Raw genomic sequence first — 24972 nt, 5'->3', positions numbered from 1 at the left:
CGAGGTGACGCCCCATGTCCACCGTCCGCGACGACCTGCACGCCGAGCTCCGCGCCGAGCGCGAGCTGTCGATCGACCAGATCTGGCGTGCTGCCGAATCACGTCTGGACTGGCCCATCGAGCGTGGCCTCAACACCGCCCACGAGTGTGCCGACCGGTGGGCGCGCGACCGGGCTCGGTTGGCGATGATCCTGCGGCACCCGGACGGGTCGAGCGAGCGGTGGACCTATGCCGAGCTGGCCCGGGCGTCGAGTCGCCTGGCGTCGGCCTGGAGGGCGGCGGGATTCACCCGTGGGGACCGCGTCGCGGCGCTGGTCAACCAGCAGGTCGAGGCCTTCATCGGCGCGCTCGCCGCCTGGCGGTCCGGCCTCGTGTACGTGCCCCTCTTCGTGGGTTTCGGCACCGACGCCATCGTCCAGCGGCTCAACGGGGCCGAACCCGTGGCGGTCGTCGTCGACCACCGCTACCGCCACCAGCTGGCAGCGGCGATGCCACTGCTCTCGGTGGAGCCGCAGGTCTACACGGTCGCCGGCCCGGCCGGGCGCGGGCTGGTGCGTGGCGACCGCAGCTTCTGGAGCGAACTCGACTCCCGCGCGCCCGACTTCGCGATGGTCGAGACCGCGCCCTCGGACCCCGCGACCCTGATCTTCACCAGCGGCACGACCGGTGCGGCCAAGGGCTGCGTCCAGCCGCACTCGCTGATCCTGACCATCCAGCCCTTCATCCGGCACACCTGGGCCTTCACACCCGACGACATGTTCTTCACCGGAGCGGCGCCCGGATGGTCCTACGGCCTCTACACCACCGGCGCCGGCCCGATGTCTCTCGGCGTCCCGCGCGTGGCCTATACGGGCGACTTCGACCCCGCCGCCTGGCTGCGCGTCTTCGAGGAGGAGCAGGTCACCTACGTCGCGGCGGCGCCGAGTGCCCTGCGACGGCTCGTGCCCCTTGCCGAGCGCCAGGGCATCTCCGAGAGCATCCGGGGGGCCACGAGTGCGGGCGAGCCCCTGGACGCCCCGCTCGCCGAGGCGTGGGCCCGGCTGACGGGGAGCACCATCCAGGACGGCTACGGCCAGAGCGAGTCGGCGATGGTGCTCGCGAACCTCGCCGATCCGCAGTGCCCTGACGTCCCGGGTGCGTTGTCCTCGGTCGTGCCCGGATTCGACGCCGTGCTGGTCGACGACGCCGGCGTCGAGCAGGAGCAGCAGGGGATCCTGGCGCTGCGGCAGCCCCGGTACCAGGCGGCCACGGGCTACCTGAACGCCGACGACTTGTGGCGGGCGCGCTGGCGGGGAGATCTGTTCCTGACCGGCGACGTGCTGCGCAAGGACGACGCCGGCCGGTACTGGTTCGTGGGTCGTGACGACGACCTCATCGTCACCTCGGGGTACAACGTGGGCCCCAGCGAGGTCGAGAGCCTGATCCTCGCCCACCCGGGCGTGGCGGAGGTGGCGGTCGTGGCTGCCCCCGACCCGGCCCGGGGCTCGGTCGTCCGGGCGATCGTGGTGCTGGACGGAAGCGTCGACCAGCAGCAGGTGGCGGAGGACATCAGGGCCGATGTCAAGCAGAACCTGGGACGGCACGCCTACCCCAGGATCATCGACTTCGTCGACGAGCTGCCCCGCACCGAGACCGGCAAGATCAAGCGCAACGTGCTTCGCCAGCAGTCGGTGCCGGCGTGAGCGGACCCGTCGCCGGCGAGCAGCGCCAGATCCTGCTGGCACGGCTGCCGGACGACGGCGGGCTCAGCGAGGACCACTTCGCCGTCGTGCGCGCGCCGGTCCCCGAGCCCGGCGCGGGGCAGGTGTTGGTGCGCACGCTCCTGCTCTCGATCGACGCCGCCAACCGCACGTGGATGGACAAGGCGACCTACCGGCCCCAGCTGGTCGCCGGTGACGTCATGGCCGGCTACGGCTTGGGCGAGGTCGTCGATGCCAACGGCACGGAGCTCACAGAAGGCACCGTCGTGTTCGCCGACCTGGGCTGGCAGGAGCTCGCAGCGGTCTCGGCGGATCAGGCGATGGCGGTCACGATCTCCGGCGAGCTGACCCACCAGGTGAGTGTGCACGGCGTGAGCGGCATGGCGGCCTACTTCGGGACGACCGACGTCGGGAGGGTCGCGCCGGGGGAGACCTTCGTGGTGTCGGCCGCGGCCGGGGCCACCGGCCACCTGGCCGGCCAGATCGCGCGCATCCTCGGTGCCCGGGTCGTGGGCATCACCGGGTCGGACGAGAAGAACCTGATGCTCGAGTCGTATCTCGGCTTCGATGCGACGGTGAACCATCGCAGCGCGAGCTTCGCGGCCGATCTCAAGGCCGCCTGCCCGGAGGGGGTCGACGTCTATTTCGACAACGTCGGCGGCCGGGTGCTCGAGACGGTGCTGCGGCGCATGAACACGCGCGGCCGGGTCGTGTGCTGTGGCGTGGTGAGCCACGACCCCCACGCGTGCGAGAGTCGTCTGGCCGAGGTGCTCCCCGGGGTGCTGATCTCGCGTCGCATCCGCATGGAGGGGTTCATCGTCATGGACGAGACACACCGTTGGCCTTCCGCCAGCCTGATGTTGGGCAGGTGGCTCGCCGACGGTCGGTTGAAGCCGCTCGAGAACCCCTACGAGGGTCTGGACCAGGCGCCCCGGGCCCTGCTCGGGCTCCTCGAAGGCGCGAACTCCGGCAAGACGATGGTGCGAGTCGGCGGCTGACCCGTGCCACGAGCTCAGCCGCCGCCGGTCACGACCACCCGGATCGCGCTCGCGGACGGATCGCGCAGCGCTGCCAGCCCGTCGGCGTAGTCCTCGAGACCGACGGTGTGGCTGATGCTCCCGGTGACCTCCAGGGCACCGTCGGCCAGGAGCGAGAGGATCTGCTCGACATCGGAGGTGAGGTAGCCGTGCGACCCGATGACGGCCTGGCCTCGGGCGACGAGGGTCTCCTGCCGCACTGTCAGCCGGAGCCGGTCGGGCCCCACGCCGACGACCACGCACCGTCCGCCGAACGCCAGTGACCGCACGGCCTGCTCGACGACGGCGACCGCGCCGACGAACTCGAACGCCACGTCGACCCCGCCTCCGGTGAGCGCGGCCACGGCGTCCGCGGCGCGCCCCTGCCGGGCGTCGACGACCTCCTCGATGCCGAACGACGCCGCGCGCTCGAGGGCGGCGTCGCTCGCGTCGACTCCGATGACCCGCAGGCCGTGCACCTGCCGGAGCAGCATCGCGGCGTGCAGGCCGAGCCCGCCGAGCCCGAAGACCGCGGCTGTGTCGCCTGGCGTCACGCCCGCCCGTGAGATGGCGTGCCAGGGCGTGGCGATGGCGTCGGCTGCGATCGCGCCGAGGGCGAAGCCGACGGCGTCGGGGAGGGGGACCACGTTGGCGGCGGGCACGACGAAGTGGTCGGCGTGCGCGCCGTCGGTGGAGACGCCGAGGATCGTGATCGCCGTGCAGAGATTGGGACGGCCGGTCAGACACGGTCGGCACGACGCGCAGCTGATCATCGGGTTGACCGTCACGCGATCGCCGACCTGCACGCCGGTCACACGCTCACCGAGCGCAACGACGATGCCCGCAGCCTCGTGGCCCGGCGTGATGGGCAGGTAGGCGGGCACGGTCGACCCGTCGATGATGTGCAGGTCGGAGCCGCAGATGCCGCAGGCGCGCATCGCGATGCACACCTCGCCCGTTCGCGGTCTCGGCACCGCACGCTCCACCACCCGGGGCACCTCGCCGTGCTCGGTCAGCAGGACGGCGCGCGAGCGATTCACCGGACACCAGCCTGCGCGGTGGCGACGCTGCGCCCGGACCGGTCCATCGGCCCCGTCATGGCGACCCCCTTCTCGTCGGTGTCGTCGGGGTTCTCGGGAGGGTAGGGCGTCGGGCCCGGACGGTGCGGTCGGCTTTCCAGCTCGTGGAAAGCCGTCGCCCGCCCGGTGGCGGCTGGCGCCTAGAGTGCGAGACCACGACCAACAGGAGGCTTCATGGCGATCGACCGATTCCCCGTCGAGGCAGGACACGTCCTGCAGTTCGCACGTGCGATCGGCGATCCCAGCCCGGTGTACGTCGACCCCGAGGCGGCGCGGGCCGCGGGGCTGGAGGCGATCCCGGCGCCACCGACGTTCGCCATGGCCAGCGCGCACTTCGACCCCGAGTACCCGCTGCGGCCGAACCCGGGTCGCCCGTGGATCGGCTCGGCCGACACCGCCACCGGCTACGGGCCCGACGACGTCGACGAACTGGCCTCGATGCTCTACGCCGAGCAGCACTTCGAGTACCACCGGCCGCTGATGGTCGGCGACGTGCTGACCGGCGCCGAGCGTGCGGGCGACACGTGGACCAAGCAGGGCCGTCGCGGCGGCGAGTTGCGCTTCACCGAGGTCATCACCGATTTCGTCGACCAGTCCGGTGCGCCGGTGGTGACGTCGCGGACCGTGTCGGTCTCGACCGCTCGTCCGCCCGTGACGCCCCAGGAACCCCAGGAGCCCCAGGAGCCCCGATCGTGACGACGCCACCGGAGCACCCTGCCGTCGCGGTGGGCGACACGTTCCACCTCCCGCTCGTCGACAGACTGACCCGCACCCGGATCGTGCAGTACGCGGGGGCGTCCGGCGACTTCAACGCCGTGCACACCGACGCGACGTACGCGACCGAGGTCGCCGGCTTCCCGGGGGTGTTCGCCCACGGCATGCTGACGATGAGCATGACCGGACGCGTCCTCACCGATCGGTTCGGGGTACAGCGCCTGCGCTCGTTCGGCGGCCGCTTCGTCAGCCAGGTGTGGCCCGGCGACTCACTGTCGACCAGGGCGACCGTCACCGAGATCCTCGACCACGACGGCGAGCGTCGGGCACGGCTCGTGGTCGAGACCGTGCGGCACGACGGCGACGTGGTGTTCACCGGGGTCGGCGTCGTCGCGATCTGACGGGGGTCCGACCGCGATCCCGTCTCTCACACGGCGGTGCGTGGACGGGGCGGAAGTGTGGCGATCCAGCGCGGCAGCAGGGCCAGGGCGAGGAGGGTCGCGGCCCCGCACGTCAAGAAGGCGACCGCGTAGGAGGCGTCCGCGGCGACGATCCCCAGCAGGCTGGGCCCCAGCGCGGCCGCAAGGTCGAGGAACAGGGTGAAGGTGCTCATGCGCCGGGTCTCCTCGCCCTCCGAGACGCCGTCGGTCGCGCTGAGCACCAGTGAGGGCACCAGCAACGACATGCCGGCGGCCATGACCAGGGTGCCGACCAGGAGCCCCGGCAGGCTGTGCCAGGCAGCGAGCACCACGAAACCGGCCGTGAGCATCGCCAGCGAGCCACCCGCCACCCGACGCGGACCGAGCCGGTCGGGCAGCTTCGCCGCCGCGGACCGCACGACGGCGATCGTTCCCGAGGCGAGCAGGAAGATCCCTGCCGTGGTCTCGACGCCGACGTCGACCGCGTACAGCGGTAGGAACGCCAGGTAGCCCGCGAAGCCGAGCGTGCCGAGCCCGGCGAGCAGCCCCGTGCGGATCGCGACGCCGTGATCGACCCTGACGCGTCGGTTGCCCGCGGCCAGTTCGCGTGTGCCGGGCCGCGCCACGCGGGGCAGCGTCGCCGACAACCCGGAAGCGACGAGGCAGGCCGTGGTGGCGGTGATCCAGACGGCTCCCAGACCCCAGGGCCGGACGGCCTCGCCGATCGCCGGCCCGGTGCCCAGACCCACCTGCACCGCGATGAACAAGAAGCTCGACGCTTCGCCGCGACGTCCCTGGGGTGCCAGGTCGATCGCGAGCGTCGTGGCCGCGACCATGACGGCGGCCTGGCCGGCACCCAGCACCAGACGCGCGAGGACGAGCGTGGCCATGGTCTGCGCCAGCAGGTGACCGACGAGGCCCAGGGCGCACAGCACGCATCCGAGACGCAGCAGGGCCCTGCGACCGCGCGTGTCGCCGAGCCGGCCCAGCAGCGGGCGTCCGAGGACGGCCGAGACCGCGGCGGCCGCGAACACCAGCCCGACGGCGCGGTCTCCAGCCCCTAGGGCGTCGGTGACGACGAACGGGAGCACGGGGATCGTGATGCCGATCGCGACGAAGACCAGGACGGTGGCCCCGACCGTCGTGGCGTACGCCGAGGTCCACAGGCGCTGGCCGCACGCGGGGACCGTGGTCACCGCGGCGCAGCGGTGCGGTCGAACGGGGCGTTGAACGGCGAGTCGGCCAGCAGGCCGTCGGCCCGCATCCGGGCGATCTCCTCGTCGGTGCGCCCGAGGCGTCGCAGGATCTCGTCGCTGTGCTGACCGAAGAGCGGAGCCGGTGCGGTCGGCAGCATGGAGGGCCCGCCGGTGAACACCGCCGGGCCGGCCAGGTAGGGCTGCGGACCCACGACCGGGTGGTCGATCTCGACCACCCGGTGCCGGGCCACGAGCTGAGGGTGCAGCACCAGGTCGTCGCCGACCTCGAACCGGGACGCGGGCACCCCGATGCCCCGGAGGTCGTCGATCACCTCTGTCGAGACCAGTGCCCCGCACGCCCGGCTCAGGAGCGCATCGAGCTCCTCGGTGGCTGCGGCACGTCCGGCCGTCGTCGCGAACCGTGGGTCGCCGGCCCACTCCCCGACCCAGGGCAGGGCGGCGAGCCGGGCCCACTGGGCGTCGTCCTCGACCGACACCGCCACCTCGGCGCCGTCGGCCGTCCGGTACGCCCCTTGCGGGCAGAGGCCAGGCCGGTCGTTGCCGGTGCGGCGCACGACCCGACCGGTCGCCGACTCGTGCACCACGGCCTCGGCGGTGAGCTGGATCGCCACGTCGCACAGAGGCAGCACCACCGACGCGCCGCGGCCGGTGACCCGACGCCGTCGGATCGCGGCGATGGTCGCGAACGAGCCGACCGTCGCGGCGAAGGGGTCGACGACCGTCCCGCTCAGCAGGGCGTCGCCGTCGGGGTACCCGGTCAGGTCGGCCATGCCCGACGCGGCATTGACGGTGTAGGTGAAGCCGGGGCGGTCCCGCCACGGTCCGTCCAACCCCCAGGCGGGCATGCGCACGATCACGGCGTGGGGGTTGAGGGCCCGGATGCCCTCGGCGTCGAGGCCACGCGACTCGAGCACGCGCGGACCGAAGTTCTCGAGCACGACGTCGGCCTCCGCGACGAGGTCGCGCACGACGGCCAGACCCCTCGGATCGGCCAGGTCGGCGACGACGTCCTTCTTGCCCAGGTTGACGCCCAGGAAGGGGCCGCCCCGCTCCCACGCGCGGTCGACGGTCATCGCGACACCGTTGAACCGGATCAGGTCGGGACGGTTGACGGTCTCGATCTTGACGACCTCGGCCCCGAGGCTGGCCAGGTTCATGGTCACCAGCGGGCCGGCCTGGAAGGTGCCGATCTCGACGACCTTGAGGCCCGTGAGAGGTCGTTGCGGATCTGCGTCCGGGGACGCCGAGCGACGGCGCGCCGGGCCGGCCGACCAGTCCCGCCCGTCGTCGAGACCGGGGGCCGCGAGTGCCTCGACGTCGGCCACCGCGCCGTCGACCGTGAACGGCGACCGGGGAGCGACGAAGTCACCCGAGACACTGCGTGCGAAGGAGCCCCGGGCCGCGAAGGGCGCCAGCGAGGCGACCGACCCGGGCGTGCCGACCGGCACGATCGGCACTCGGTGGGCCGCCCCCATCTCGACGAGCTCCTCGACCGTGTGCCGGCGCGTGAACTCGCGGATCAGTGGCGTGACCTCGGCGGCGTGGACGATCCGACCGCCGAGACTGTCGAAGCGTGGGTCCGCCAGACCCGGCACCTGGGCGATCCGCGCGAGATCCTTCCACTGGTCCGGGGTCACGCTGACGATGCACACCCACCCGTCGGACGCCTCCTCGATGCCGGGGACCGGAGCCTGGGGGAGGGGGTACGGATCGTGGTGCTCGATGCGACTCTGGAGCCAGGGGTACTGCTGCAACGAGACGGCCGCCTCGAACAGCGACACGTCGGCCGTGATCGAGGACTCCGCCGCGTCGTCGGCCAGGAGCGCGACGACGGCGGCCATGGCGGCGGCCGCTCCGCCGGTCAGCTCGGCGAGCGGGACACCCGCCGCGACCGAGGGTCGGCCACCCGTGTCGTGGACGCGGGAAAGGCCCGTCTCGGCCTGCATCGTGAAGTCGTTCGCGGGTGTCGCGGCGTGGGGGCCGTCGAGCCCGTAGGGCGACACCGACACCACCACCAGATGCCGCCGTCGACTCCGCCGTCGACTCCGCAGCTGGGCGAGCATGCCCGCGACGTCGGCCCGGTCGTCGTGCAGGACGACGTCGATCCGGTCGGCCAGGCCGTGCCCCGCTCCGAGGAGATCGGTCACCGACGCCTTGCCCGCGTGCAGGTACTCGGCGTAGGCGGGATCCTCGGTGCGGATCGGGTCGCCGCTCCCGGGGGCCTCCAGCCGTGCGACGACGGCGCCGGCATCACGCAGGAGACGACCGGCGTACGCGGTCGACACTCGGGTGCCCACCTCGAGCACCACGATGTCATCGAGCATGTCGTTGTCTCCTTCGTTCGTCGCGACTGCGGCGACGGTAGGAGTCGGTCGGCGCCGCACGCAGCGCGGTTTCCGTCGTCCGGAACGGCGCGTTGTCGCCCCGAAGTGCCCGACCCAGGATGCGAAGCAGGGCCGCCGGCGCCGAACTGCGAGGCGGCCTCCCATACCTGGATCCGAGGAGCACGCATGAACCTGTCGCCCGACGAGGAGCAAGAGGCGGTCGCCGAGCTGGCCACGAGCATCGCGACCGAGATCGTGTCGCCGGCGGCGCGCGAGGCCGAGGCCGCCGGGGCAGTGCCCGACAAGGTCTGGGCGCAGCTGGTCGAGAGCGGGCTGACCGCGCCGATCCCCGAGGAGCTCGGCGGTGGCGGTGTGCCCGACGCCGTGACCCAGCTCGTCGCGGTCGAGAGACTGGCCTACGGCGACCCCGGGATCACCATGGCCGCGGTGTGGAGCGGCGCCGCCGGTGGGCTGATCGCCCGTCACGGGACGCCCGAGCAGACCGAGCGACTGCGCGGGCTCGCCTCGAGCCGCGACGCTCGCGCAGCGGTCGCCCTCTTCGAGGGGTTCGGCCGGGGCCCGGCCGAGCTCGCGACGAGCGTGACGGTCGACGGGGACTCCGTGCGGGTGCAGGGCCGCAAGGTGGGAGTGCCGTTCGCGGCGATCGCCGACCCGTTGGTCGTCGTGGGCCGAGACGTGCGGGACGGACGACTGCGCGCGGTCGTGCTCGCGAGCACCGACGACGGCGTGGGTGTCGACGAGATGACCCGCAGCATCGCGCTCGACGCGGCGGCGATGGGCTCGGTGACCTTCGACGTCACGACCACGACCCACGCGCTGCTCGGCGGCGTCGACGCCGACGGCGACGCACTGACCAGCTCCGTGCAGCACCTGCGTCTGCTCAACGCCGCGGCCCAGATCGGCCTGGCACAGCGAGCGGTCGAGTACGCCGCCGACTACGCCACGACACGCATCGCGTTCGGTACTCCGATCGCCGGCTTCCAGGGCGTGTCGTTCCCGCTCGCCGAGGCCCTCATGCGCCTCGACGCAGCCCGTCTCGAGACCAAGGACGTCGCCGACCGCCTCGACCTGGGGGCGGGCCTCGGCGCTCGAGACGTGGACCACGCGGTGTCCTACGCCTCGGAGGTGGCACTCGAGGCGACGCGCGACAGCCTGCAGACGCTGGGTGGCCACGGCTTCATCACCGATCACCCCGTCGAGATCTGGTACCGCTCGGCGGCCGCTCTCGCGGCGCTCGACTTCGACCCGACCTGCTCGGCCTTCGAGCCGGCACTCTGAACAGGGGACGCCCGTGACCTACAGCGCTCAACTCAGCAAGCCGCTCGTCGACTACGCCCGCACCCTGCGTGAGTGGTCCACCAGCGAGGCCCGTCCCTACGCCCGAGCGGCCGACACCGACCACCGCCCCCCTGCGAACTGGGCCGACGTACTCGACACCTGCCCGGTCCCGCTCGGCCGCGTCGACCTGCCCGAGCCGCAGGCCCTGCCCGACTTCGAGGAGGGGTACTGGGTCCGTGCCCTGGTGTTCTACGAGAGCCTGAACTACGGCGACATCTGGGTGCACCCGACCCTCGGCGGCGGCATCGGCCACCTGGTCGTCGAGTCGATGGGTACGCCCGAGCAGCTGGAGAAGTGGTACGAGCCCGTGCTCGAGCGCGGCTTCACCACCGGGTTCGCCCTGACCGAGCCCGGTTTCGGGTCCGACACCTCACAGGTCTCCACGACCGCCACGCGCGACGGCGACAACTGGGTCATCAACGGCACGAAGATCTACTGCAGCGGTGGCGCGACGGCCGAGTACGTGGTGGTGTTCGCGACCGTCGACAAGTCGCTCGGAGCCAAGGGCATCAACGCCTTCGTCGTGCCCAAGGACGCCCCCGGCTTCGTCGTCGCCAAGGAGAACGAGCAGAAGCTCGGCATCCGCAGCTGGGTGACCTCGGAGCTGGTCTTCGACCACTGCGTCATCCCCGTGGAGAACCAGCTGGGGTGGACGCCCGACGGCGCGGCCACACCCCGCCGCAGCGGCCAGGGCGGGGCGCTGGGGGCCTTGGCCCACAACCGTCCCAACATGTCGGCGATGTGCATCGGCCTGGGCCAGGCCTCGATCGACGTCACGGCGGGCATCCTGGCCGGACAGAAGGCGGGCTTCACGCCGCAGCGCTGGCAGGCGGTCGAGAGTGAGCTGGAGCGGATGAACGCCGCGCTCGAGCGCGGCCGTCGGATGACCTTCCGGGCCCAGTACCTCGTCGACCAGGGCAAGGAGGACCGCGCGGTCTCGGCGGCCGGCAAGGGGTACGCCCCACAGACCGTCGAGCGGGTCATCCGGCGTTGCATGCAGCTGCTCGGCCCCGAGGGGACCAGCCAGGATCTGCTGCTGGAGAAGTGGTATCGCGACGTGAAGATCATGGACATCTTCGAGGGCTCCGGCCAGGTGCAGCGCATCGTCGTGGGTCGCACCCTGATGGGCCGACTCGTCGGCTGAGCATCGCGCTCGCGAGGCCGGGCGGCTGGGGGCCCGGCCTCGCCTCAGAGTCGCCCCAGCGCCACCTCAGCGCCACCCGCCGTCGACGCGGAGCACGGCGCCGGTGGAGTACGACGATGCCGAGCCGGCGAAGAACAACACGGAACCGACGACCTCGGAAGGCTCCGCGCACCGGCCGAGCGCGACGGTCTCCTCGATGCGCTCGCGGGCGCCCTCGGCCCAGTTGTCGGCGATGTCGGTGAGGAAGGGCCCGAGCTGCAGGGTGTTGACCCGCACGGTCGGGGCGTACTCGCGGGCGAACCCCTCGGTCAGCAGGTGGAGTCCTCCCTTGGCCGCGGCGTAGGGCAGCGCGGCGGGTGTCGGCCGGATCGCCTCGACGGACCCCATGTTGATGATCGAGCCGCCGCCGTCGGCCACCATCCGCGAGCCGATCAGGGCGCTGAGGCGGAAGGGGCCGCGCAGGTTGACGCCGATGATCTTGTCGAAGAGGGCCTCGCTGACCTCGACCAGGCTGGGGTAGAGAGGCGAGAGACCCGCGTTGTTGACCAGCACGTCGACCTGCCCGAACTCGTCGTAGGCGGCGTCGGCGAGGGCGTCGCAGTCCCCCCAGTCGCTGACGTTGCACGCGACCGGCAGCGCCCGGACGCCGCAGGTCGAGCGGACGTGCTCGGCGAGTCTCTCGCACGCCTCGACCTTGCGGCTGGCGATCACGACGTGGGCGCCGCGCTCGGCGAAGGCCAGCACGATCTCCTTGCCTATGCCGCGGCTGCCACCGGTGACGATGACGACCTTGTCCTGGAACTCGCGCATGGATGCTCCGATTCTCAACTGTGATGGATGGGGCGGTGATGGATGGGGCGGTGATGATTTCGGCGACGGCACGAGACGACGCACGACCCGCTGCGAGATCGACTCGGCCTCGGCCACGTTCGTCACGACGAACGCGACTCGGTGACGCGGCGCACGGCCTCGCCGGCGTCGACGCGGCTCGTGCGGAAGGTGTTGACCGGGGCGTCGGGGTCGGCGCGTCCGAACGAGATCGCGCAGACGACGCTCTCGTCGTCCGGGATCGAGAGCCAGGAGCGCACGAAGGGGGAGTGGAGAGCGACCGCACCCTGCGGCACGGCCCCGAGACCGAGTTCCTCGGCGGCCAGCAGCAGGGTCGACACGTAGGCGCCGCAGTCGACGGCCCCGTAGACGCCGAGTTCGACCGGCGTCGTGACGACCGCGACGTGAGGGGCGCCGAAGAAGGTGAAGTTGCGCATCATCTGTGCCGCGCGGGCATCACGGTCGGAGCGCTCGATTCCGAGGGCGGCATAGAGGGCGTGGCCCGCCTCGCGTCTGCGCTCGTCGCGGACACCGGTGTACCCCCTCGGGAGAGGTAGGTCGGGATCCGCCGGTTGCGATGCCGCATGAGCCGACAGTGCTCTCGCGAACGAGGCCGTCACCGCGCCGCGCGTCAGGTAGGCGCGCCAGGGCTGGGTGTTGCACCACGAGGGGGTGAGCTGTCCCAGTGCGAAGAGGCGATCGATGATGGCTTCGTCGATCTCGTCGGGCAGGAAGGCGCGGCAGCTGTACCGAGACGTGAGCAGGCGCGAGAGGGTCATGGGGCGATCCTCGCCGCACGCCGCCTGGGCCCCACAGGTCGTGTGCCGCTGGCCGGGACTGTTCCAGTGGGGTGAACATCCGGTGGGCGCGCGGTGCCGCCACCCCTAGCGTCCGGGCCATGACGGTCTTCGGCGGCGCCCCGGTGAGTCCGGACATCGACCTGCGGGCCGTGCGATCCTGGATGGACGCCGCCGGGCTCGGATCGGGCTGTCTGGTCGACGTCGAGGCACTCACCGGCGGTACGCAGAACCTCATGGCCGCCTTCGTCCGTGACGGCCGCCGGTACGTCCTGCGCCGCGGCCCGAGCCATCTGCGTGCCGGGAGCAACGCGGCGCTGGGCCGTGAGATGACGCTGCTCGACGCGCTGGGTCGCACCGAGGTTCCGCACGCGCGCCTCGTGGCCAGCTGCGAGGACGAGACGGTGCTGGCGGGAGCCGCCTTCTACTTGATGGAGCCGGTCGACGGCTACAACCCGGCGGTCGCCCTCCCGCGGGGCTACGCGGAGACCCCCGAGACGCGTCACCGACTCGGGCTCGGCGTGGTCGAGGCGCTGGCCCGGCTCGGGGAGGTCGACCACGAGGCCGTCGGACTGGCCGGCTTCGGGCGCCCGGACGGCTTCCTCGAACGGCAGGTGCCCCGCTGGATCTCCGAGCTGGAGTCCTACTCCGAGCTCGACGCCTACCCGGGCCCCGACATCGGCGACGTCGCGAGGGTGGCGCGATGGCTCGAGCGTCATCGCCCCGGTCGCTGGGATCCAGGCATCATGCACGGCGACTTCCACGTCGCCAACGTCATGGCGCGTCACGACGCCCCGGAGGTCGCCGCCATCGTCGACTGGGAGATGACCACGATCGGCGACCCGTTGCTCGACCTCGGCTGGATGCTCTCGCTGTGGGCCGCTCCCGGTGACGACGCCGACCTGGCGGGCTCCCTGTACTCCCAGCACCCCGGCCGCCCGACCGAGCAGGAGCTCGTCGCCCACTACGCCGAACGATCCTCGCGCGACGTCTCGGCGATCGACTGGTACGTCGTGCTGGCCTGTTTCAAGCTCGGCATTGTGCTGGAGGGCACCTATGCGCGCTCCCTCGCCGGGCTCGCCCCGGTCGAGACCGGCCTGCGGCTGCACGACGTCACCCGGCGCCTCGTCGAGCGCGCCCTCATGCGGATGGAGTCATGATGAGAGAGCCACCTGACCTCGGCGGCCGATCCCGGCCCACCGACCCCGTTCCGGTCGCGTCAGGGAGGCCGGCATGAGAGCCCAGGTGCTGGAGTCCCTCACGGGCCCGACGGGACTCCGCCTCGTCGACCTGCCCGACCCCGAGCCGGACGGCGAGCGGGTCATCCTCGACGTCACGACGACCGGGGTCAGCTTCCCGGAGATGCTCTACACCTATGGGCGCTACCAGGACAGGCGGCCACCGCCCTTCGTGCCAGGGGTCGAGGCGTGCGGCGTGGTGTCCTACGCCCCGCCCGGGGCGCCGGTCGGGGTCGGTGACCGCGTGGTCGCGGCGCCGTTCTTCGGAGCGTGGGCCGAGAAGGTCGCGGTTCGTCCGGAGTTCGTGGCACCGCTGCCCGCCGGCCTGGACGTGGCCCAGGGTGGCGCGTTCGTCCTGAACCACCACACCGCCCACCTGTGCCTGGTCCGGCGGGGCCGCCTGGAGCCGGGGGAGACGGTGCTGGTCCACGGTGCGGCCGGCGGCCTCGGCAGTGCCGCGCTGCAGGTGGCCATCGGTCGCGGCGCCCGAGCCATCGCCTTGGTCAGCACCCAGCAGAAGGCCGACGTCGCACGGCGCGCCGGCGCGACGGACGTCGTCGTGCTGACCGAGGCGTGGCGCTCCGACGTGCACGACCTGACCGACGGCAGGGGCGTCGACGTCGTCTTCGACGTCGTCGGCGACCGCGTCGTCGACAGCCTGCGGCTGCTGCGCCGTGAGGGCCGTCTGGTCGTCGCCGGGTTCGCCGCCGGGGAGATCCCGACCGTCAAGGTCAACCGGCTGCTGATGAACAACATCGACGTGGTGGGTGCGGCCTGGGGCGAGTACGTGCTCGCGGAGCCGAGCCTGTTCGCGCACACGGCCGCGGCCCTCGACGACATGGTGGCCTCCGGGGCGGTCAGTCCGTGGGTGGGCGCACGCTTCGCCCTCGACGACGCAGCGACGGCCTTGCGCGCGTTCGAGGACCGCTCGGCCCTCGGCAAGATCGTGCTCGAGGTCTGAGCGAGGATCCAGGCTGAGCCGTCCTCACGGCTCGTTCTGAGCAGTGGAACCGCCGATTGAGTGCCTCGCCTCGTCCGACCACCCTGCACCGAGCGAGCGTCGGTCAGGCGCTCCTCGAGCGCGGAGTCCGGCACCCGGTGCCGCGCCTGGCGAAGGAGTTCTGTCATGCCATCCGCAGTCATCGTCGACATCGTGCGCACCGCCTCGGGGCGCGGGAAGCCAGGCGGTGCCCTCTCGGGCACCCACCCCGCCGACCTGCTCGCCACCACGATCGAGGCGCTCGTCGAGCGCACGGGCGTCGACCCGGTGACGATCGACGACGTCATCGCCGGCTGTGTCGGACAGGCCGGCGACCAGGCGCTGAACATCGCGCGCACTGCGGCGCTCGTCGCCGGGCTCCCCGAGTCCGTGCCCGGAACGAGCGTCGACCGTCAGTGCGGGTCGAGCCAGCAGGCCGCGCACTTCGCCGCCCAGGGCGTCGTCGCGGGCGCCTACGACATCGTCGTCGCCTGCGGTGTCGAGAGCATGAGCCGGGTACCGATGGGCACCACCGACCCCGAGGGCGGGGCCACCGCGCCCCTGGGCCGCCGCTACCCGGACGGCCTGGTGAACCAGGGCGTCTCGGCCGAGCTCATCGCCGCCCGGTGGAAGCTCGGACGCGCCGAGCTCGACGAGTACTCCTCCCGGTCGCACGAGCGTGCGACCCGTACCCGGGCCGACGGCGGGTTCGACCACGAGATCGTGCCCGTCCGGCTCGCGGGACCGGATGGCTCGGCCGGGTTCCACGACGTCGACGAGACGATCCGCGCCTCGACCACGGCCGCGGGCCTCGGTGGCCTGCGCCCGTCGTTCCAGGACGACGACCTCAGCGCTCGGTTCCCGGAGATCGACTGGGTCATCACGCCCGGGAACTCCTCGCCGCTGACCGACGGCGCCTCCGCGGCCTTGATCATGAGCGACGAGCGGGCCGCGAGCCTCGGCCTGCGCCCCCGCGCACGATTCCACGCGTTCTCGGTCACCGGGAGCGACCCGCTGCTCATGCTCACCGGTGTCATCCCGGCTACGCAGAGGGTGCTGGCCCGGTCCGGGCTCTCGATCGACGACATCGACGCCTTCGAGGTCAACGAGGCGTTTGCGCCGGTGCCCCTGGCCTGGGCCCGTGAGTTCGGCGTCGACCCCGAGAAGCTGAACCCGCGCGGCGGAGCGATCGCGCTCGGCCATCCGCTCGGCGCCTCCGGCACCCGCCTGCTCGCCACGATGGTCAACCACCTCGAAGCGACCGGTGGTCGATTCGGGCTGCAGACGATGTGCGAGGGCGCGGGCATGGCCAACGCGACCGTCATCGAACGTCTCTGACCCGGCCACCCGACGGCCATAGCAGCGCGACCAGCAAGGAGACCCATGGACACCGCCGGAGAGGTCGCCCGCGCCACCGGGCACCGCCTCGGACACCGCCGCGGACACGTCGTACGCCCGACGGCCCGGAAGGTGTGAGCGCGATGGCTCACGTCAGGGTCGAGGTCGCGGACCACATCGCCACCATCACCCTCGACCGACCCGAGGCGCTCAACGCGTTCACCGACGAGATGGAGTCCGAGCTCATGACTGCCCTCGACCGGTGCGACGCCGACGACGACGTGCGCGCCGTCGTCCTGACGGGCGCGGGCCGCGCCTTCTGCGCGGGGATGGATCTCTCCGACGCCGACGCGACCTTCGAGTCCTGGCGCACCAGCGACCGGGCCCCGTCCGGCTCCCAGTACCGCGTGGAAGGCCAGCGGCTGCCGTTTCGTCGCGACGGCGGCGGGCGTGTCGTGCTGAGGATGTTCGCCTCGGACAAGCCGATCATCGCCGCGATCAACGGTGCCGCGGTGGGCGTGGGCCTGACGATGACGCTCGCCGCGGACATCCGCGTGTGCGCCGACCACGCCACGTTGGGCTTCGTGTTCAACCGGCGCGGACTCGTGCCCGAGTCCTGCTCGTCGTGGTTCCTGCCACGCCTCGTGCCGATGTCGACCGCCCTGGAATGGGTGCTGACCGGTCGCCTCTTCGACGCCCACGAAGCGCTGCGGCACGGGTTGGTGCGCAGCCTGCACCCCGCGGCGGAGATCCTCGACGCCGCGCTGGGTCTCGCACGCGAGATCGCCGACAACGCGGCGCCGGTCTCGGTGGCCCTGGCCCGGCAGCTGCTGTGGCGGATGCTCGGCGCGGACCACCCGATGGTCGCTCACGAGATCGAGACCCACGCGCTCAACGTCCGCGGTGTCAGTGCCGACGCCATCGAGGGCATCGGCTCCTTCCTCGACCACCGCGCGCCCCGGTTCGCAGACCGGGTCTCGGTCGACCTGCCGGCGGTGTTCGACCACCGACCGGTCGAGGAGTTCGTGGCGCGACCGGGCGGTGCGCCGTGATCGGCCCGGACGTCGACCGTCTCGACCTGAGACCGTCCGCCCGCGCCCTCGAGCTGCGCGACTCGCTGGTCGAGTTCATGCAGGAACGGGTGTTCCCGGCCGAGGCCTCCTACCACGCCTATCGTGCGGCGCAGGGCGTGGCGGACCACACCCTGCCGCCCGTGGTGGAGCAGCTCAAGACCGAGGCTCGCCGCCGCGGACTGTGGAACCTGTTCCTGCCGGCCATCTCCGGCATCGGGCAGCTCGACTACGCGATGCTGGCCGAGGTCACGGGGTGGAGCCACGATCTGGCGCCGGAGGCCATCAACGGCCAGGCGCCGGACACCGGCAACATGGAGCTGCTGCACCTCTTCGGCACCGACGGCCAGCGGTCGCGATGGCTCCAGCCGCTGCTGGACGGGACGATCCGCTCAGCCTTCGCGATGACCGAGCCGGCCGTCGCCAGCAGCGATGCGACCAACATCGAGACCCGCATCGTCCGTGACGGCACCGATTACGTCATCAACGGACGCAAGTGGTGGACGAGCGGTGCCGCCGATCCGCGATGCGCCCTGCTCGTGGTCATGGGCAAGACCGATCCCGAGGCCGCACGCCAGCGGCAGCAGTCGATGGTGCTCGTGCCGACGACCACCCCCGGGGTGAGCATCGTGAGGGATGTCCCGGTGTTCGGCCGGCACGACCAGCACGGCCACTGTGAGGTGCTGTTCGACGACGTGCGCGTGCCCGCGTCCCATCTGCTGGGCGAGGAGGGCGGCGGCTTCGCGATGGCCCAGGCTCGCCTCGGGCCCGGCCGCATCCACCACTGCATGCGTGCCCTGGGTGCTGCCGAGCGCGCGTTGTCGATGATGGTCGAGCGGGCGGGATCCCGCGTCGCCTTCGGCAGGCCCCTCGCCGAGCAGGGTCTGGTCCAGAGCGACATCGCGGAGTCCCGGCTGGCCATCGATCAGGCGCGGTTGTTGTGCCAGCAGACCGCGCGCATCATCGACCTGCACGGCAACAAGGCGGCCAGCCATCAGGTGGCGCTCGCCAAGGTCGCGGTGCCGAGGGTCGCGATGCAGGTGATCGACCGGGCGATCCAGGTGCACGGCGGAGCCGGCGTCTCGGACGACGTCCCCCTGGCCGCGATGTGGGGCTGGCACCGCGCCATGCGCATCTTCGACGGGCCCGACGAGGTGCACCTGCGCTCGATCGCACGCGAGGAGCTGCGCCGGGCGCCCCTCTTCGACCTGTCCGCCCCCACGCAGGCGCGACCATGACGAGCGCCACATCGCCGGACGGCCTCGACCTCGCGGCACTGACGCGGTACCTGCACCGGGAGGGCGTGCCGGTCCAGGGCTCCCTCACCGCGAGCCTCGTCAGTGGTGGTCGCTCCAACCTGACCTACCTCGTCTCCGACGGCGTCAGCCGCTGGGTGCTGCGCCGTCCGCCCCTCGGCGAGGTGCTGCAGGGGGCTCACGACGTCGCGCGCGAGTACCGGGCGATGGCGGGACTCGCCTCGACGCCGGTACCGGTCCCACGAGTCGTCACCTTGTGCCGCGACGCGTCTGTCCTCGGCGTCGACTTCTACCTGATGGACGAGGTCGAGGGGCGCGTGTTGCGCACGCCCGACCAGGTCCGGGGGCTCACCCCCGCCGAGCGCGCGGGGCTGGGCGACTCCCTCGTCGACACACTGGCCGACCTGCACGACGCCGACTACGTCGCCGCCGGTCTCGCCGATCTGGGGCGTCCCGACGGCTACCTGCGGCGCCAGGTCGACCGCTGGCACCGGCAGTACGGGGTCATCGCGGATCGCGAGCTCGAGCACGTCGAACCGATCGTCGAGGCGCTGCGTGCCGCGATGCCGGCCCGCAGCGACGCGTCGGTCGTGCACGGCGACTACCGCCTCGACAACGTCATGGTGGGCCAGGGCGACCCGACGCTGGTCATGGCCGTGCTCGACTGGGAGATGGCGACGCTCGGCGATCCGCTCGCCGACCTCGGCATGCTCCTGATGTTCTGGGACGAGGAAGGCAGGCCCTTCAACCCGATCACCGGCGGCCTGACGGCCTTCGAAGGCTTCCCCACCCGTGAGCAGGTCGTCGAACGGTACGTGGCACGGCGAGGTCTGCGGGTCGACGACCTCGACTGGTACCTCGTCTTCTCACAGTTCAAGCTCGCCGTCATCCTCGAGCAGATGCACGTCCGCCACCGCACCGGTCAGACCCGCGGCGAGGGGTTCGACGGTCTCGGCGAGATGGTCGTGTCCCTGCTGCAGGGGGCGCGAGACGACCTCGAACGATCACGCCGACTCCGCGCCGGACGATCGGCCTGACGGCGATCGCCGTCACGGACGTCGCGCGGGTCGACGACTCGTGCGACCTCGCCGGCCGGCGCCGAGACACCTCTTCACGAAAGGCACCCCATGAGCGGACCACTGACCGGGATCCGGGTCGTCGAGCTCGCGGGCATCGGCCCGGGGCCCCACGCGGCCATGATGCTCTCGGACCTCGGCGCCGACGTCGTCCGCGTCGTGCGGCCCTCGACGCCCGAGTCCGACTACGCGATGACCTCGCACGTCCTGCGCGGCCGCACAGTCGTGTTCGCCGACCTCAAGGACGCCGGCGACGTCGCGCGCGTGCGCGCTCTCGTGGCGCGGGCGGACGTCTTGATCGAGGGGTTCCGACCCGGGGTCGCCGAGCGGCTCGGCCTCGGCCCGGGAGAGTTCACCGTCGACAACCCCGGGCTGGTGTACGGCCGGATGACGGGGTGGGGGCAGACGGGCCCGCTGGCGTCCTCGGCGGGGCACGACATCAACTACATCTCACTCACCGGTGTGCTGGACGCGATCGGGCCAGCCGGATCCCCGGTGCCACCACTGAACGTGGTGGGTGACTACGGGGGAGGGTCGATGTTCTTGGTGACGGGCATCCTGGCCGCATTGGTCGAGCGGCACGCGTCCGGTGCGGGGCAGGTGATCGACGCGGCGATGCTCGACGGAGTGGGTGCCCTCACCCAGCCCATCAACGAGCTGCGCGCCATGGGCGTGTGGCACGACGGTCGCGCCGCCAACCTGCTCGACGGCGCGGCACCCTTCTACCGCACGTACGCGTGCAGCGACGGTCGACACGTGGCCGTGGGTGCGATCGAGCCGCAGTTCTACGCGCTCCTGGTGGCCGGACTCGGCCTCGACGCCGCTGACCTGCCCGATCAGCACGACCGGTCGTCGTGGCCCGAGCTCGCGGCCACCTTTTCGGCCGCCTTCGGTGCACGCGACCGGGACCACTGGACCGGGGTCTTCGACGGCACCGACGCCTGCGTGACGCCGGTGCTGGGCTTCGCGGAGGCGCCGACACACCCGCACGTCGCCGCGCGCGGGAGCCTGGTGGCGGCCGGGCCCGATGTCGTGGCCGCGTCGGCGCCGCGCTTCTCGCGTACGCCCGGGCGCGCTGCCGAGGGCACGACTCCCCGGGTGCGTGCCCTCGAGGAGGTGGTGAGGGACTGGGGCGGGTGAACGTGGCCGGGGGCCGACACCACCGATGTGCGAGGCTTGTCGTCGATGTCTCCCTCGAACGTGCTCATCGCCGGCGGCGGCACCATGGGTCTGGTGCAGGCGCTCGCCCTGGGGCGCGCCGGCGTCGACGTCACGATCCTCGATCCGGGTCACGAGCCGCCGACGATGTCTCGGGCACTGGTGCTGGACTGGTCGATGATGGACGGTCTGCACGAGCTCGGCCTGCTCGACGACATGGTCGCCATGGGACTCGTGCAGACGTCGTGGTCGCTCCATGTGCTGCGCACCGGTGAGACGCTGACCTTCGACCTGACGTCGCTGGCCGAGGACGTCGAACGGCCCTTCAACCTCACCGTGTCGACCGAGCGGATGGTCGCCCTGCTGCTGGCCCGGGTCGAGGAGCTGCCGAACGTCCGGATCGAGTGGCGCAGCTCGATCACGGGCATCGAGCAGGACGACGACGGTTGCACCGTGACGGCGCACGGCCCCGACGGGCCCCGAGACTATCGGTGCGGATGGATCGTGGGCGCCGACGGCTTGCGCAGCCAGGTGCGCCGTCTGATGGGCCAGGGCTTCCCCGGGATGACGTGGCCCGAGCGCTTCGTCGTCGTCAACCTCCGTTTCGACTTCGCCTCGACGGGCGTCGACCAGGCCGCGAGCCACATCGATCCGCACCGGGGCGCGCTCATCGCGCAGATCGACGGCACCGGGCTGTGGCAGTACCTCTACGCCGAGAACGAGCGGCTGCCCGAGGCGACGCTCGAGGAGCGCATGCGGTCGCGCTTCGCCGACGCCTTGCCCGAGGGTGCCGAGCCGCATATCGAGTCGTGGTCGTCGGGCCGCATGCACCAGCGCTTCGTCGACTCCTTCCGCCGAGGTCGCGTCATCCTCGTCGGCGACGCCGCCCACGTCACGGCACCGACGAGCGGCTATGCCGCCGCGGCGGCGTTCTTCGACGTGCTCGCAGCGAGCGAGGTGCTGGCGGCCATGGCCCACGGCGAGGGCGACGCTTCGGCTCTCGAGCGGTACGCGGTCGACCGTCGCCGTGTCTTCACCGAGATCGCCGGCCCCGTGGCGTCGGAGACCAAGACGCTGGTCTTCGACGGCCTGGCGCCGCACCAGATCGAGCTCGAGCTGCGTCGCTACCGCGCCGCTTGCTCCTCGCGGCAGGAGACCCGCGACTTCTTGTTGCACGCGCGAGAGCTGCGGAGTCCCTCGCTCGTCGGCTGAGGGATCGGTTGAAGGATCGGCTGAGGGATCGGCGTGGGCCGGGGTGGGTCAGCGCGGGCGCCAGCGCTTCCACAGCGCTTCGGCGCGGCTGCGCTCCTTGCCGTCCCACTCCACCCACACCTCGGCCCGCATCTCGGCCTCGCTCGCCGCGACGATGCGGGCACCCAGCGTGATCGCCTGGTCGAGCGGCGCGGGACGCAGGTAACGGACGTCGAGCCCGGCCGTGACATAGGGCAACGCCGCCCCCGGCAACGGCGGCCACCCCCGCTGATGCGCCTCGTGGGTCACGGCCGCGGCGGAGTGGCAGTCGAGCACGGTCGCGATGATGCCGCCGTTGAGGTAGCCGAGCCCGTTGTCGTGCTGCGGCCACGGCGTGAAGTGCGCGACCACGAGCCCGTCGTCCGCGGCGTAGCTCTTCAGTCGCAGGCCCTGCTCGTTGGCCGGGCCGCACCCGAAGCATGGCAACTGTGGGAAGTAGCGGTCCTGCAGCGCGATGCCGGGAGAGATCGTGGAAGGGGTCACCGCCTCATCATCGCAAGCGGCACGCCCGCCGTCTCAGCGTCCGTACCGAGTGCCGTCGATGATCCACAGTGCGAGGCTCATGGTTCTCCTTCGTCGTTACCTCTGCGCAGTCGGCACGTCGAACCCATGACGGACCCGAGCACGCTCATGGCGGACTCGCTCGGTCTCGCACTGATGGTCGTGCTCGGCTCGCTGGAGCCCGAGGAGCGGCCGGCGTTCGTGCTCCACGACCCGCTCGCGGTGCCGTTCGCCGAGATCGCCCCGATCCTGGGCAAGTCGAGCGACGCGGCGAAGATGTCGGCGAGCCGAGCCCGCCTCAAGGTCCGTGGGGCATCACCAGACGCGATCCCGGCCAGCCGGCTGTACGAGCAGAGACGGGTCGTCGACGCTTTCCTCGCCGCGGCCCGCGACAGCGACTTCGAGGCGTTGTTGGACATCCTCGACCCAGACCTGGTCTGGGAGATCCGCACGGCCGAGGGCGTGCGGGTTCGCTCCGGAGCGCACCATGGGCTCGGCGCCGTTGCTCGCGGCGACCGGACGCGGATCACCGCGCGCCGGGTTCTCGTCGACGGTCAACCCGGAATCCTCGCCCACGCCACCAACGGTCGGCCGGTCGCCCTGATGCGCTGCACCGTAGCGGGCGACCGGATGACCACGATCGTCTCCATCGTCGACCGCAACCGACTCGATGCTGGCCTCCTCAACACTCGAGCTCGTCAAGATCCGTGCCAGTCAGATCAACGGCTGCAGCGGCTGCCTCAACATGCACGTCAAGGAGGCTGCCCGGGCCGACGCCTTCAACCGGATGAACATCATGACTCGGCAGATCGGCGGCAGCTACGTCGCAGGCAGCCTCAGTGCGCCGCAGCCCGACAAAGCGGGGTAGCTCGGCGTCCGCGCCCTGACCCAGCTGCCCTCCGGGACCAACCTGCCTCGACGCGATGTTGACGTGCGGAAACGGCGTTCCGGCGGCTGCTGGGGCCTCCGTGGGGCCGCACGTGGCCGAGTTCAGGTCGCGACCAGGGCGGTGACCTTGGCCAGGTCGTCGGCGCGCAGGTCGCGCTCGACCTCCAGGTCGTAGTCGGTCTGGATGTTGATCCAGAACCGGTCGTCGACGCCGAGTGCCTTGGACAGGCGCAGTGCGGTGTCGGTGGTGATGGCGCGCTTGCCCCGCACGATCTGACTGATCCGGGTCTGGGGGAGACCGGTGGCCTGGGCGAGGCGGTACTGGCTGATGCCCAGCGGCTCGAGGAACTCGGTCAGCAGGATCTCGCCCGGGGTGATCGGGTCGTGCGCCTTCGTCGTGGTGGCCATGCTCGTCTCCTCTCGTGGCATTCAGTGGTAGTCAGTGATCTCGACGTCGGTCGGGCCGGTATCGGTCCAGACGAAGCAGATCCGGTATTGATCGTTGATGCGGATGGAGTGTTGGCCGGCACGGTCGCCGACCAGCTTCTCCAGGCGATTGCCGGGAGGCACTCGCAGGCTGTTCAGTTCTGAGGCTGCGTTGAGGAGCCGGAGCTTCTTCTGCGCTGCCCGTTGCAGTTCGGGTCCGAGGGCTCGGACATGTTCGCGGTTCCAGACCTTCTCGGTGTCCGTGTTCTTGAAGGACCGGATCACGACACGATACTAACGTGCCGCGATGCTAACGACAAGCGTAAGTATTGGATCGGACCGTCAGATCGCGTCTGGAAGGGGACCGCGGCCGCCGACGCCGGCCGGAACGCGACGACGGTTGTCTCCCACTTCGGGCAAGACCGTTGTGTCGACCGTCGAGCGCAGCTCATTCGCCGCCTTCCTCGTCCTCGCCGAGGAAGGCGGTGTCGATCGCACGCCTGTTGCGCTCCGAGCTGCCCTCCATTAGATGCGTGTAGGTCCGAAGGGTGAAGCCCGGGTCGGTATGACCGGATACTCGCTGACCGCCTTGATGGTCTCGCCCCCATGTAGGGCCGTGCTGGCGAAGAAGTGGCGCAGCGCGTGGCACCCATTCTGCCGGAGATCGGGGACACCGGCTCCCTCCAACGCAGGACGCCACAGATAGGTGTTGAAGTAGTGGCGATTCATCGGTCTGTCCGGCCCCCCGTTTTTCGGTCCAGTTCTTGGCAGAATCCATCCACAAGTGAGAGGACCGGTGTGAGTTCCTGATGGCTGCATCGAAGAGGTTGACCCCGGAGCAGATCGTGGCGCGTTTGCGGGATGCGGAGAAGTTGCAGGGGCAGGGCGCGACGATTCCGCAGGTGTGCAAGAAGCTGGGCGTCAGCGAGCAGACGTTCTACCGGTGGCGCACGAAGTACGGCGCTTTGAAGGAGGACGAGGCGATCCGGCTGAAGACGCTGGAGCAGGAGAACGCGCGGCTCAAGCGCATCGTGGCCGAGCAGGCGCTGGACATCTCGATGCTCAAGGATGTCGCGAAGGGAAACTTCTAAGCCCGGCCAAGCGGCGGGACGCGGTGGCGATGCTGATGCGCAAGCACAAGGTCAGTGAGCGCCGTGCCTGCCGGCTGGTCGGGCAGCACCGGTCGAGCAACAG

General features: G+C 71.4%; 24 protein-coding genes. 16 read left to right on the top strand and 8 right to left on the bottom strand.

The annotated features are described in order from the left end of the window. Window positions 1-14: 14 nt before the first annotated feature. On the top strand, window positions 15-1682 hold the full coding sequence (locus ISG29_RS13560) for an acyl-CoA synthetase (protein ID WP_194503989.1): 1668 nt from the start codon (window positions 15-17) through the stop codon (window positions 1680-1682). After that, entirely contained in the window at window positions 1679-2698 is a 1020-nt protein-coding gene (locus ISG29_RS13555) for an NADP-dependent oxidoreductase (protein ID WP_194503988.1), read from the top strand. Before ISG29_RS13560 ends, ISG29_RS13555 begins: the two co-directional genes overlap by 4 nt. Before the next feature lie 14 nt (window positions 2699-2712). Here the strand turns inward: ISG29_RS13555 and ISG29_RS13550 are convergent, their stop codons facing one another. Further along, on the bottom strand, window positions 2713-3756 hold the full coding sequence (locus ISG29_RS13550; RefSeq protein WP_194503987.1) for a zinc-dependent alcohol dehydrogenase: 1044 nt from the start codon (window positions 3754-3756) through the stop codon (window positions 2713-2715). A gap of 213 nt (window positions 3757-3969) precedes the next feature. Here ISG29_RS13550 and ISG29_RS13545 point away from each other — a divergent pair, with 213 nt between their 5' ends. Further along, window positions 3970-4491: an FAS1-like dehydratase domain-containing protein gene (locus ISG29_RS13545; protein WP_194503986.1), complete on the top strand. Its 522-nt coding sequence runs from the start codon at window positions 3970-3972 to the stop codon at window positions 4489-4491. After that, window positions 4488-4910: a MaoC/PaaZ C-terminal domain-containing protein gene (locus ISG29_RS13540; protein WP_194503985.1), complete on the top strand. Its 423-nt coding sequence runs from the start codon at window positions 4488-4490 to the stop codon at window positions 4908-4910. The genes ISG29_RS13545 and ISG29_RS13540 overlap by 4 nt, the downstream gene beginning before the upstream one ends. 26 nt (window positions 4911-4936) lie before the next feature. On the opposite strand, the gene ISG29_RS13535 is transcribed toward ISG29_RS13540, so the two are convergent. Further along, the gene (locus ISG29_RS13535; protein ID WP_194503984.1) at window positions 4937-6124 is read right to left on the bottom strand and encodes an MFS transporter; all 1188 of its coding nucleotides are present in this window, start codon (window positions 6122-6124) and stop codon (window positions 4937-4939) included. Then, window positions 6121-8469, bottom strand: a complete 2349-nt coding sequence (locus ISG29_RS13530; RefSeq protein ID WP_194503983.1) for a CoA transferase — start codon at window positions 8467-8469, stop codon at window positions 6121-6123. The genes ISG29_RS13535 and ISG29_RS13530 overlap by 4 nt, the downstream gene beginning before the upstream one ends. A gap of 186 nt (window positions 8470-8655) precedes the next feature. Between ISG29_RS13530 and ISG29_RS13525 the strand changes: the two genes are divergently transcribed. Both ISG29_RS13525 and ISG29_RS13520 read left to right on the top strand, forming a co-directional pair. Beyond that, a complete protein-coding gene (locus ISG29_RS13525) occupies window positions 8656-9768 on the top strand; it encodes an acyl-CoA dehydrogenase family protein (protein ID WP_194503982.1) in 1113 nt (370 codons plus the stop codon). Between the two features lie 13 nt (window positions 9769-9781). After that, window positions 9782-10972, top strand: coding sequence for an acyl-CoA dehydrogenase family protein (locus ISG29_RS13520; RefSeq protein ID WP_194503981.1), 1191 nt, complete (start codon window positions 9782-9784; stop codon window positions 10970-10972). Between the two features lie 66 nt (window positions 10973-11038). Here ISG29_RS13520 and ISG29_RS13515 read toward each other — a convergent pair whose 3' ends face one another. Continuing rightward, complete coding sequence (locus tag ISG29_RS13515) at window positions 11039-11782, bottom strand: SDR family NAD(P)-dependent oxidoreductase (RefSeq protein WP_194503980.1); 744 nt, start codon at window positions 11780-11782, stop codon at window positions 11039-11041. A 122-nt stretch (window positions 11783-11904) separates the two neighbouring features. Beyond that, the gene (locus ISG29_RS13510; RefSeq protein ID WP_194503979.1) at window positions 11905-12579 is read right to left on the bottom strand and encodes a nitroreductase family protein; all 675 of its coding nucleotides are present in this window, start codon (window positions 12577-12579) and stop codon (window positions 11905-11907) included. 119 nt (window positions 12580-12698) lie between these two features. Between ISG29_RS13510 and ISG29_RS13505 the strand changes: the two genes are divergently transcribed. The 8 genes from ISG29_RS13505 to ISG29_RS13470 all read left to right on the top strand — a co-directional run bounded on the left by ISG29_RS13505 (window position 12699) and on the right by ISG29_RS13470 (window position 21924). After that, the gene (locus ISG29_RS13505) at window positions 12699-13757 is read left to right on the top strand and encodes a phosphotransferase family protein (protein WP_207793119.1); all 1059 of its coding nucleotides are present in this window, start codon (window positions 12699-12701) and stop codon (window positions 13755-13757) included. A 73-nt stretch (window positions 13758-13830) separates the two neighbouring features. Continuing rightward, a complete protein-coding gene (locus ISG29_RS13500; protein ID WP_194503978.1) occupies window positions 13831-14796 on the top strand; it encodes an NADPH:quinone oxidoreductase family protein in 966 nt (321 codons plus the stop codon). Between the two features lie 165 nt (window positions 14797-14961). Beyond that, complete coding sequence (locus ISG29_RS13495; RefSeq protein ID WP_194503977.1) at window positions 14962-16152, top strand: thiolase family protein; 1191 nt, start codon at window positions 14962-14964, stop codon at window positions 16150-16152. A gap of 143 nt (window positions 16153-16295) precedes the next feature. Next, a complete protein-coding gene (locus tag ISG29_RS13490; RefSeq protein WP_194503976.1) occupies window positions 16296-17204 on the top strand; it encodes an enoyl-CoA hydratase-related protein in 909 nt (302 codons plus the stop codon). After that, on the top strand, window positions 17201-18460 hold the full coding sequence (locus tag ISG29_RS13485; RefSeq protein WP_328829122.1) for an acyl-CoA dehydrogenase family protein: 1260 nt from the start codon (window positions 17201-17203) through the stop codon (window positions 18458-18460). Before ISG29_RS13490 ends, ISG29_RS13485 begins: the two co-directional genes overlap by 4 nt. After that, entirely contained in the window at window positions 18457-19515 is a 1059-nt protein-coding gene (locus tag ISG29_RS13480; RefSeq protein WP_194503975.1) for a phosphotransferase family protein, read from the top strand. Before ISG29_RS13485 ends, ISG29_RS13480 begins: the two co-directional genes overlap by 4 nt. Window positions 19516-19605: 90 nt before the next feature. Continuing rightward, complete coding sequence (locus tag ISG29_RS13475) at window positions 19606-20694, top strand: CaiB/BaiF CoA transferase family protein (protein ID WP_194503974.1); 1089 nt, start codon at window positions 19606-19608, stop codon at window positions 20692-20694. Between the two features lie 45 nt (window positions 20695-20739). Further along, window positions 20740-21924: an FAD-dependent oxidoreductase gene (locus tag ISG29_RS13470; RefSeq protein WP_194503973.1), complete on the top strand. Its 1185-nt coding sequence runs from the start codon at window positions 20740-20742 to the stop codon at window positions 21922-21924. Between the two features lie 48 nt (window positions 21925-21972). On the opposite strand, the gene ISG29_RS13465 is transcribed toward ISG29_RS13470, so the two are convergent. Further along, window positions 21973-22446, bottom strand: coding sequence for a PaaI family thioesterase (locus ISG29_RS13465; RefSeq protein WP_328829118.1), 474 nt, complete (start codon window positions 22444-22446; stop codon window positions 21973-21975). A 126-nt stretch (window positions 22447-22572) separates the two neighbouring features. On the opposite strand from ISG29_RS13465, the gene ISG29_RS21945 reads away from it, so the two are divergent. Further along, on the top strand, window positions 22573-23394 hold the full coding sequence (locus ISG29_RS21945; protein ID WP_456237965.1) for a sigma factor-like helix-turn-helix DNA-binding protein: 822 nt from the start codon (window positions 22573-22575) through the stop codon (window positions 23392-23394). Between the two features lie 60 nt (window positions 23395-23454). On the opposite strand, the gene ISG29_RS13450 is transcribed toward ISG29_RS21945, so the two are convergent. Next, window positions 23455-23760, bottom strand: coding sequence for a HigA family addiction module antitoxin (locus tag ISG29_RS13450; RefSeq protein WP_194503970.1), 306 nt, complete (start codon window positions 23758-23760; stop codon window positions 23455-23457). 21 nt (window positions 23761-23781) lie between these two features. Beyond that, window positions 23782-24063 (bottom strand): type II toxin-antitoxin system RelE/ParE family toxin, encoded by a 282-nt coding sequence (locus ISG29_RS13445; protein WP_194503969.1) that lies wholly within the window; start codon window positions 24061-24063, stop codon window positions 23782-23784. Between the two features lie 524 nt (window positions 24064-24587). Here ISG29_RS13445 and ISG29_RS13440 point away from each other — a divergent pair. Beyond that, window positions 24588-24869, top strand: a complete 282-nt coding sequence (locus tag ISG29_RS13440) for a transposase (RefSeq protein WP_194503968.1) — start codon at window positions 24588-24590, stop codon at window positions 24867-24869. Window positions 24870-24972: the final 103 nt, after the last annotated feature.

The organism is Nocardioides acrostichi, from assembly GCF_015319165.1.
GTDB lineage: Bacteria > Actinomycetota > Actinomycetes > Propionibacteriales > Nocardioidaceae > Nocardioides > Nocardioides acrostichi.
This window is presented reverse-complemented; position numbering and strand designations above follow the sequence as displayed.

Excerpts from the sequence above, each read along its gene's own strand:
- ISG29_RS13560 (WP_194503989.1), top strand. The coding sequence starts at position 15 with ATGTCCACCGTCCGCGACGACCTGCACGCCGAGCTCCGCGCCGAGCGC.
- ISG29_RS13545 (WP_194503986.1), top strand. The coding sequence starts at position 3,970 with ATGGCGATCGACCGATTCCCCGTCGAGGCAGGACACGTCCTGCAGTTC.
- ISG29_RS13530 (WP_194503983.1), bottom strand. The coding sequence starts at position 8,469 with ATGCTCGATGACATCGTGGTGCTCGAGGTGGGCACCCGAGTGTCGACC.
- ISG29_RS13525 (WP_194503982.1), top strand. The coding sequence starts at position 8,656 with ATGAACCTGTCGCCCGACGAGGAGCAAGAGGCGGTCGCCGAGCTGGCC.
- ISG29_RS13515 (WP_194503980.1), bottom strand. The coding sequence starts at position 11,782 with ATGCGCGAGTTCCAGGACAAGGTCGTCATCGTCACCGGTGGCAGCCGC.
- ISG29_RS13510 (WP_194503979.1), bottom strand. The coding sequence starts at position 12,579 with ATGACCCTCTCGCGCCTGCTCACGTCTCGGTACAGCTGCCGCGCCTTC.
- ISG29_RS13505 (WP_207793119.1), top strand. The coding sequence starts at position 12,699 with ATGACGGTCTTCGGCGGCGCCCCGGTGAGTCCGGACATCGACCTGCGG.
- ISG29_RS13500 (WP_194503978.1), top strand. The coding sequence starts at position 13,831 with ATGAGAGCCCAGGTGCTGGAGTCCCTCACGGGCCCGACGGGACTCCGC.
- ISG29_RS13495 (WP_194503977.1), top strand. The coding sequence starts at position 14,962 with ATGCCATCCGCAGTCATCGTCGACATCGTGCGCACCGCCTCGGGGCGC.
- ISG29_RS13490 (WP_194503976.1), top strand. The coding sequence starts at position 16,296 with ATGGCTCACGTCAGGGTCGAGGTCGCGGACCACATCGCCACCATCACC.
- ISG29_RS13480 (WP_194503975.1), top strand. The coding sequence starts at position 18,457 with ATGACGAGCGCCACATCGCCGGACGGCCTCGACCTCGCGGCACTGACG.
- ISG29_RS13475 (WP_194503974.1), top strand. The coding sequence starts at position 19,606 with ATGAGCGGACCACTGACCGGGATCCGGGTCGTCGAGCTCGCGGGCATC.
- ISG29_RS13470 (WP_194503973.1), top strand. The coding sequence starts at position 20,740 with ATGTCTCCCTCGAACGTGCTCATCGCCGGCGGCGGCACCATGGGTCTG.
- ISG29_RS21945 (WP_456237965.1), top strand. The coding sequence starts at position 22,573 with ATGACGGACCCGAGCACGCTCATGGCGGACTCGCTCGGTCTCGCACTG.
- ISG29_RS13450 (WP_194503970.1), bottom strand. The coding sequence starts at position 23,760 with ATGGCCACCACGACGAAGGCGCACGACCCGATCACCCCGGGCGAGATC.
- ISG29_RS13440 (WP_194503968.1), top strand. The coding sequence starts at position 24,588 with ATGGCTGCATCGAAGAGGTTGACCCCGGAGCAGATCGTGGCGCGTTTG.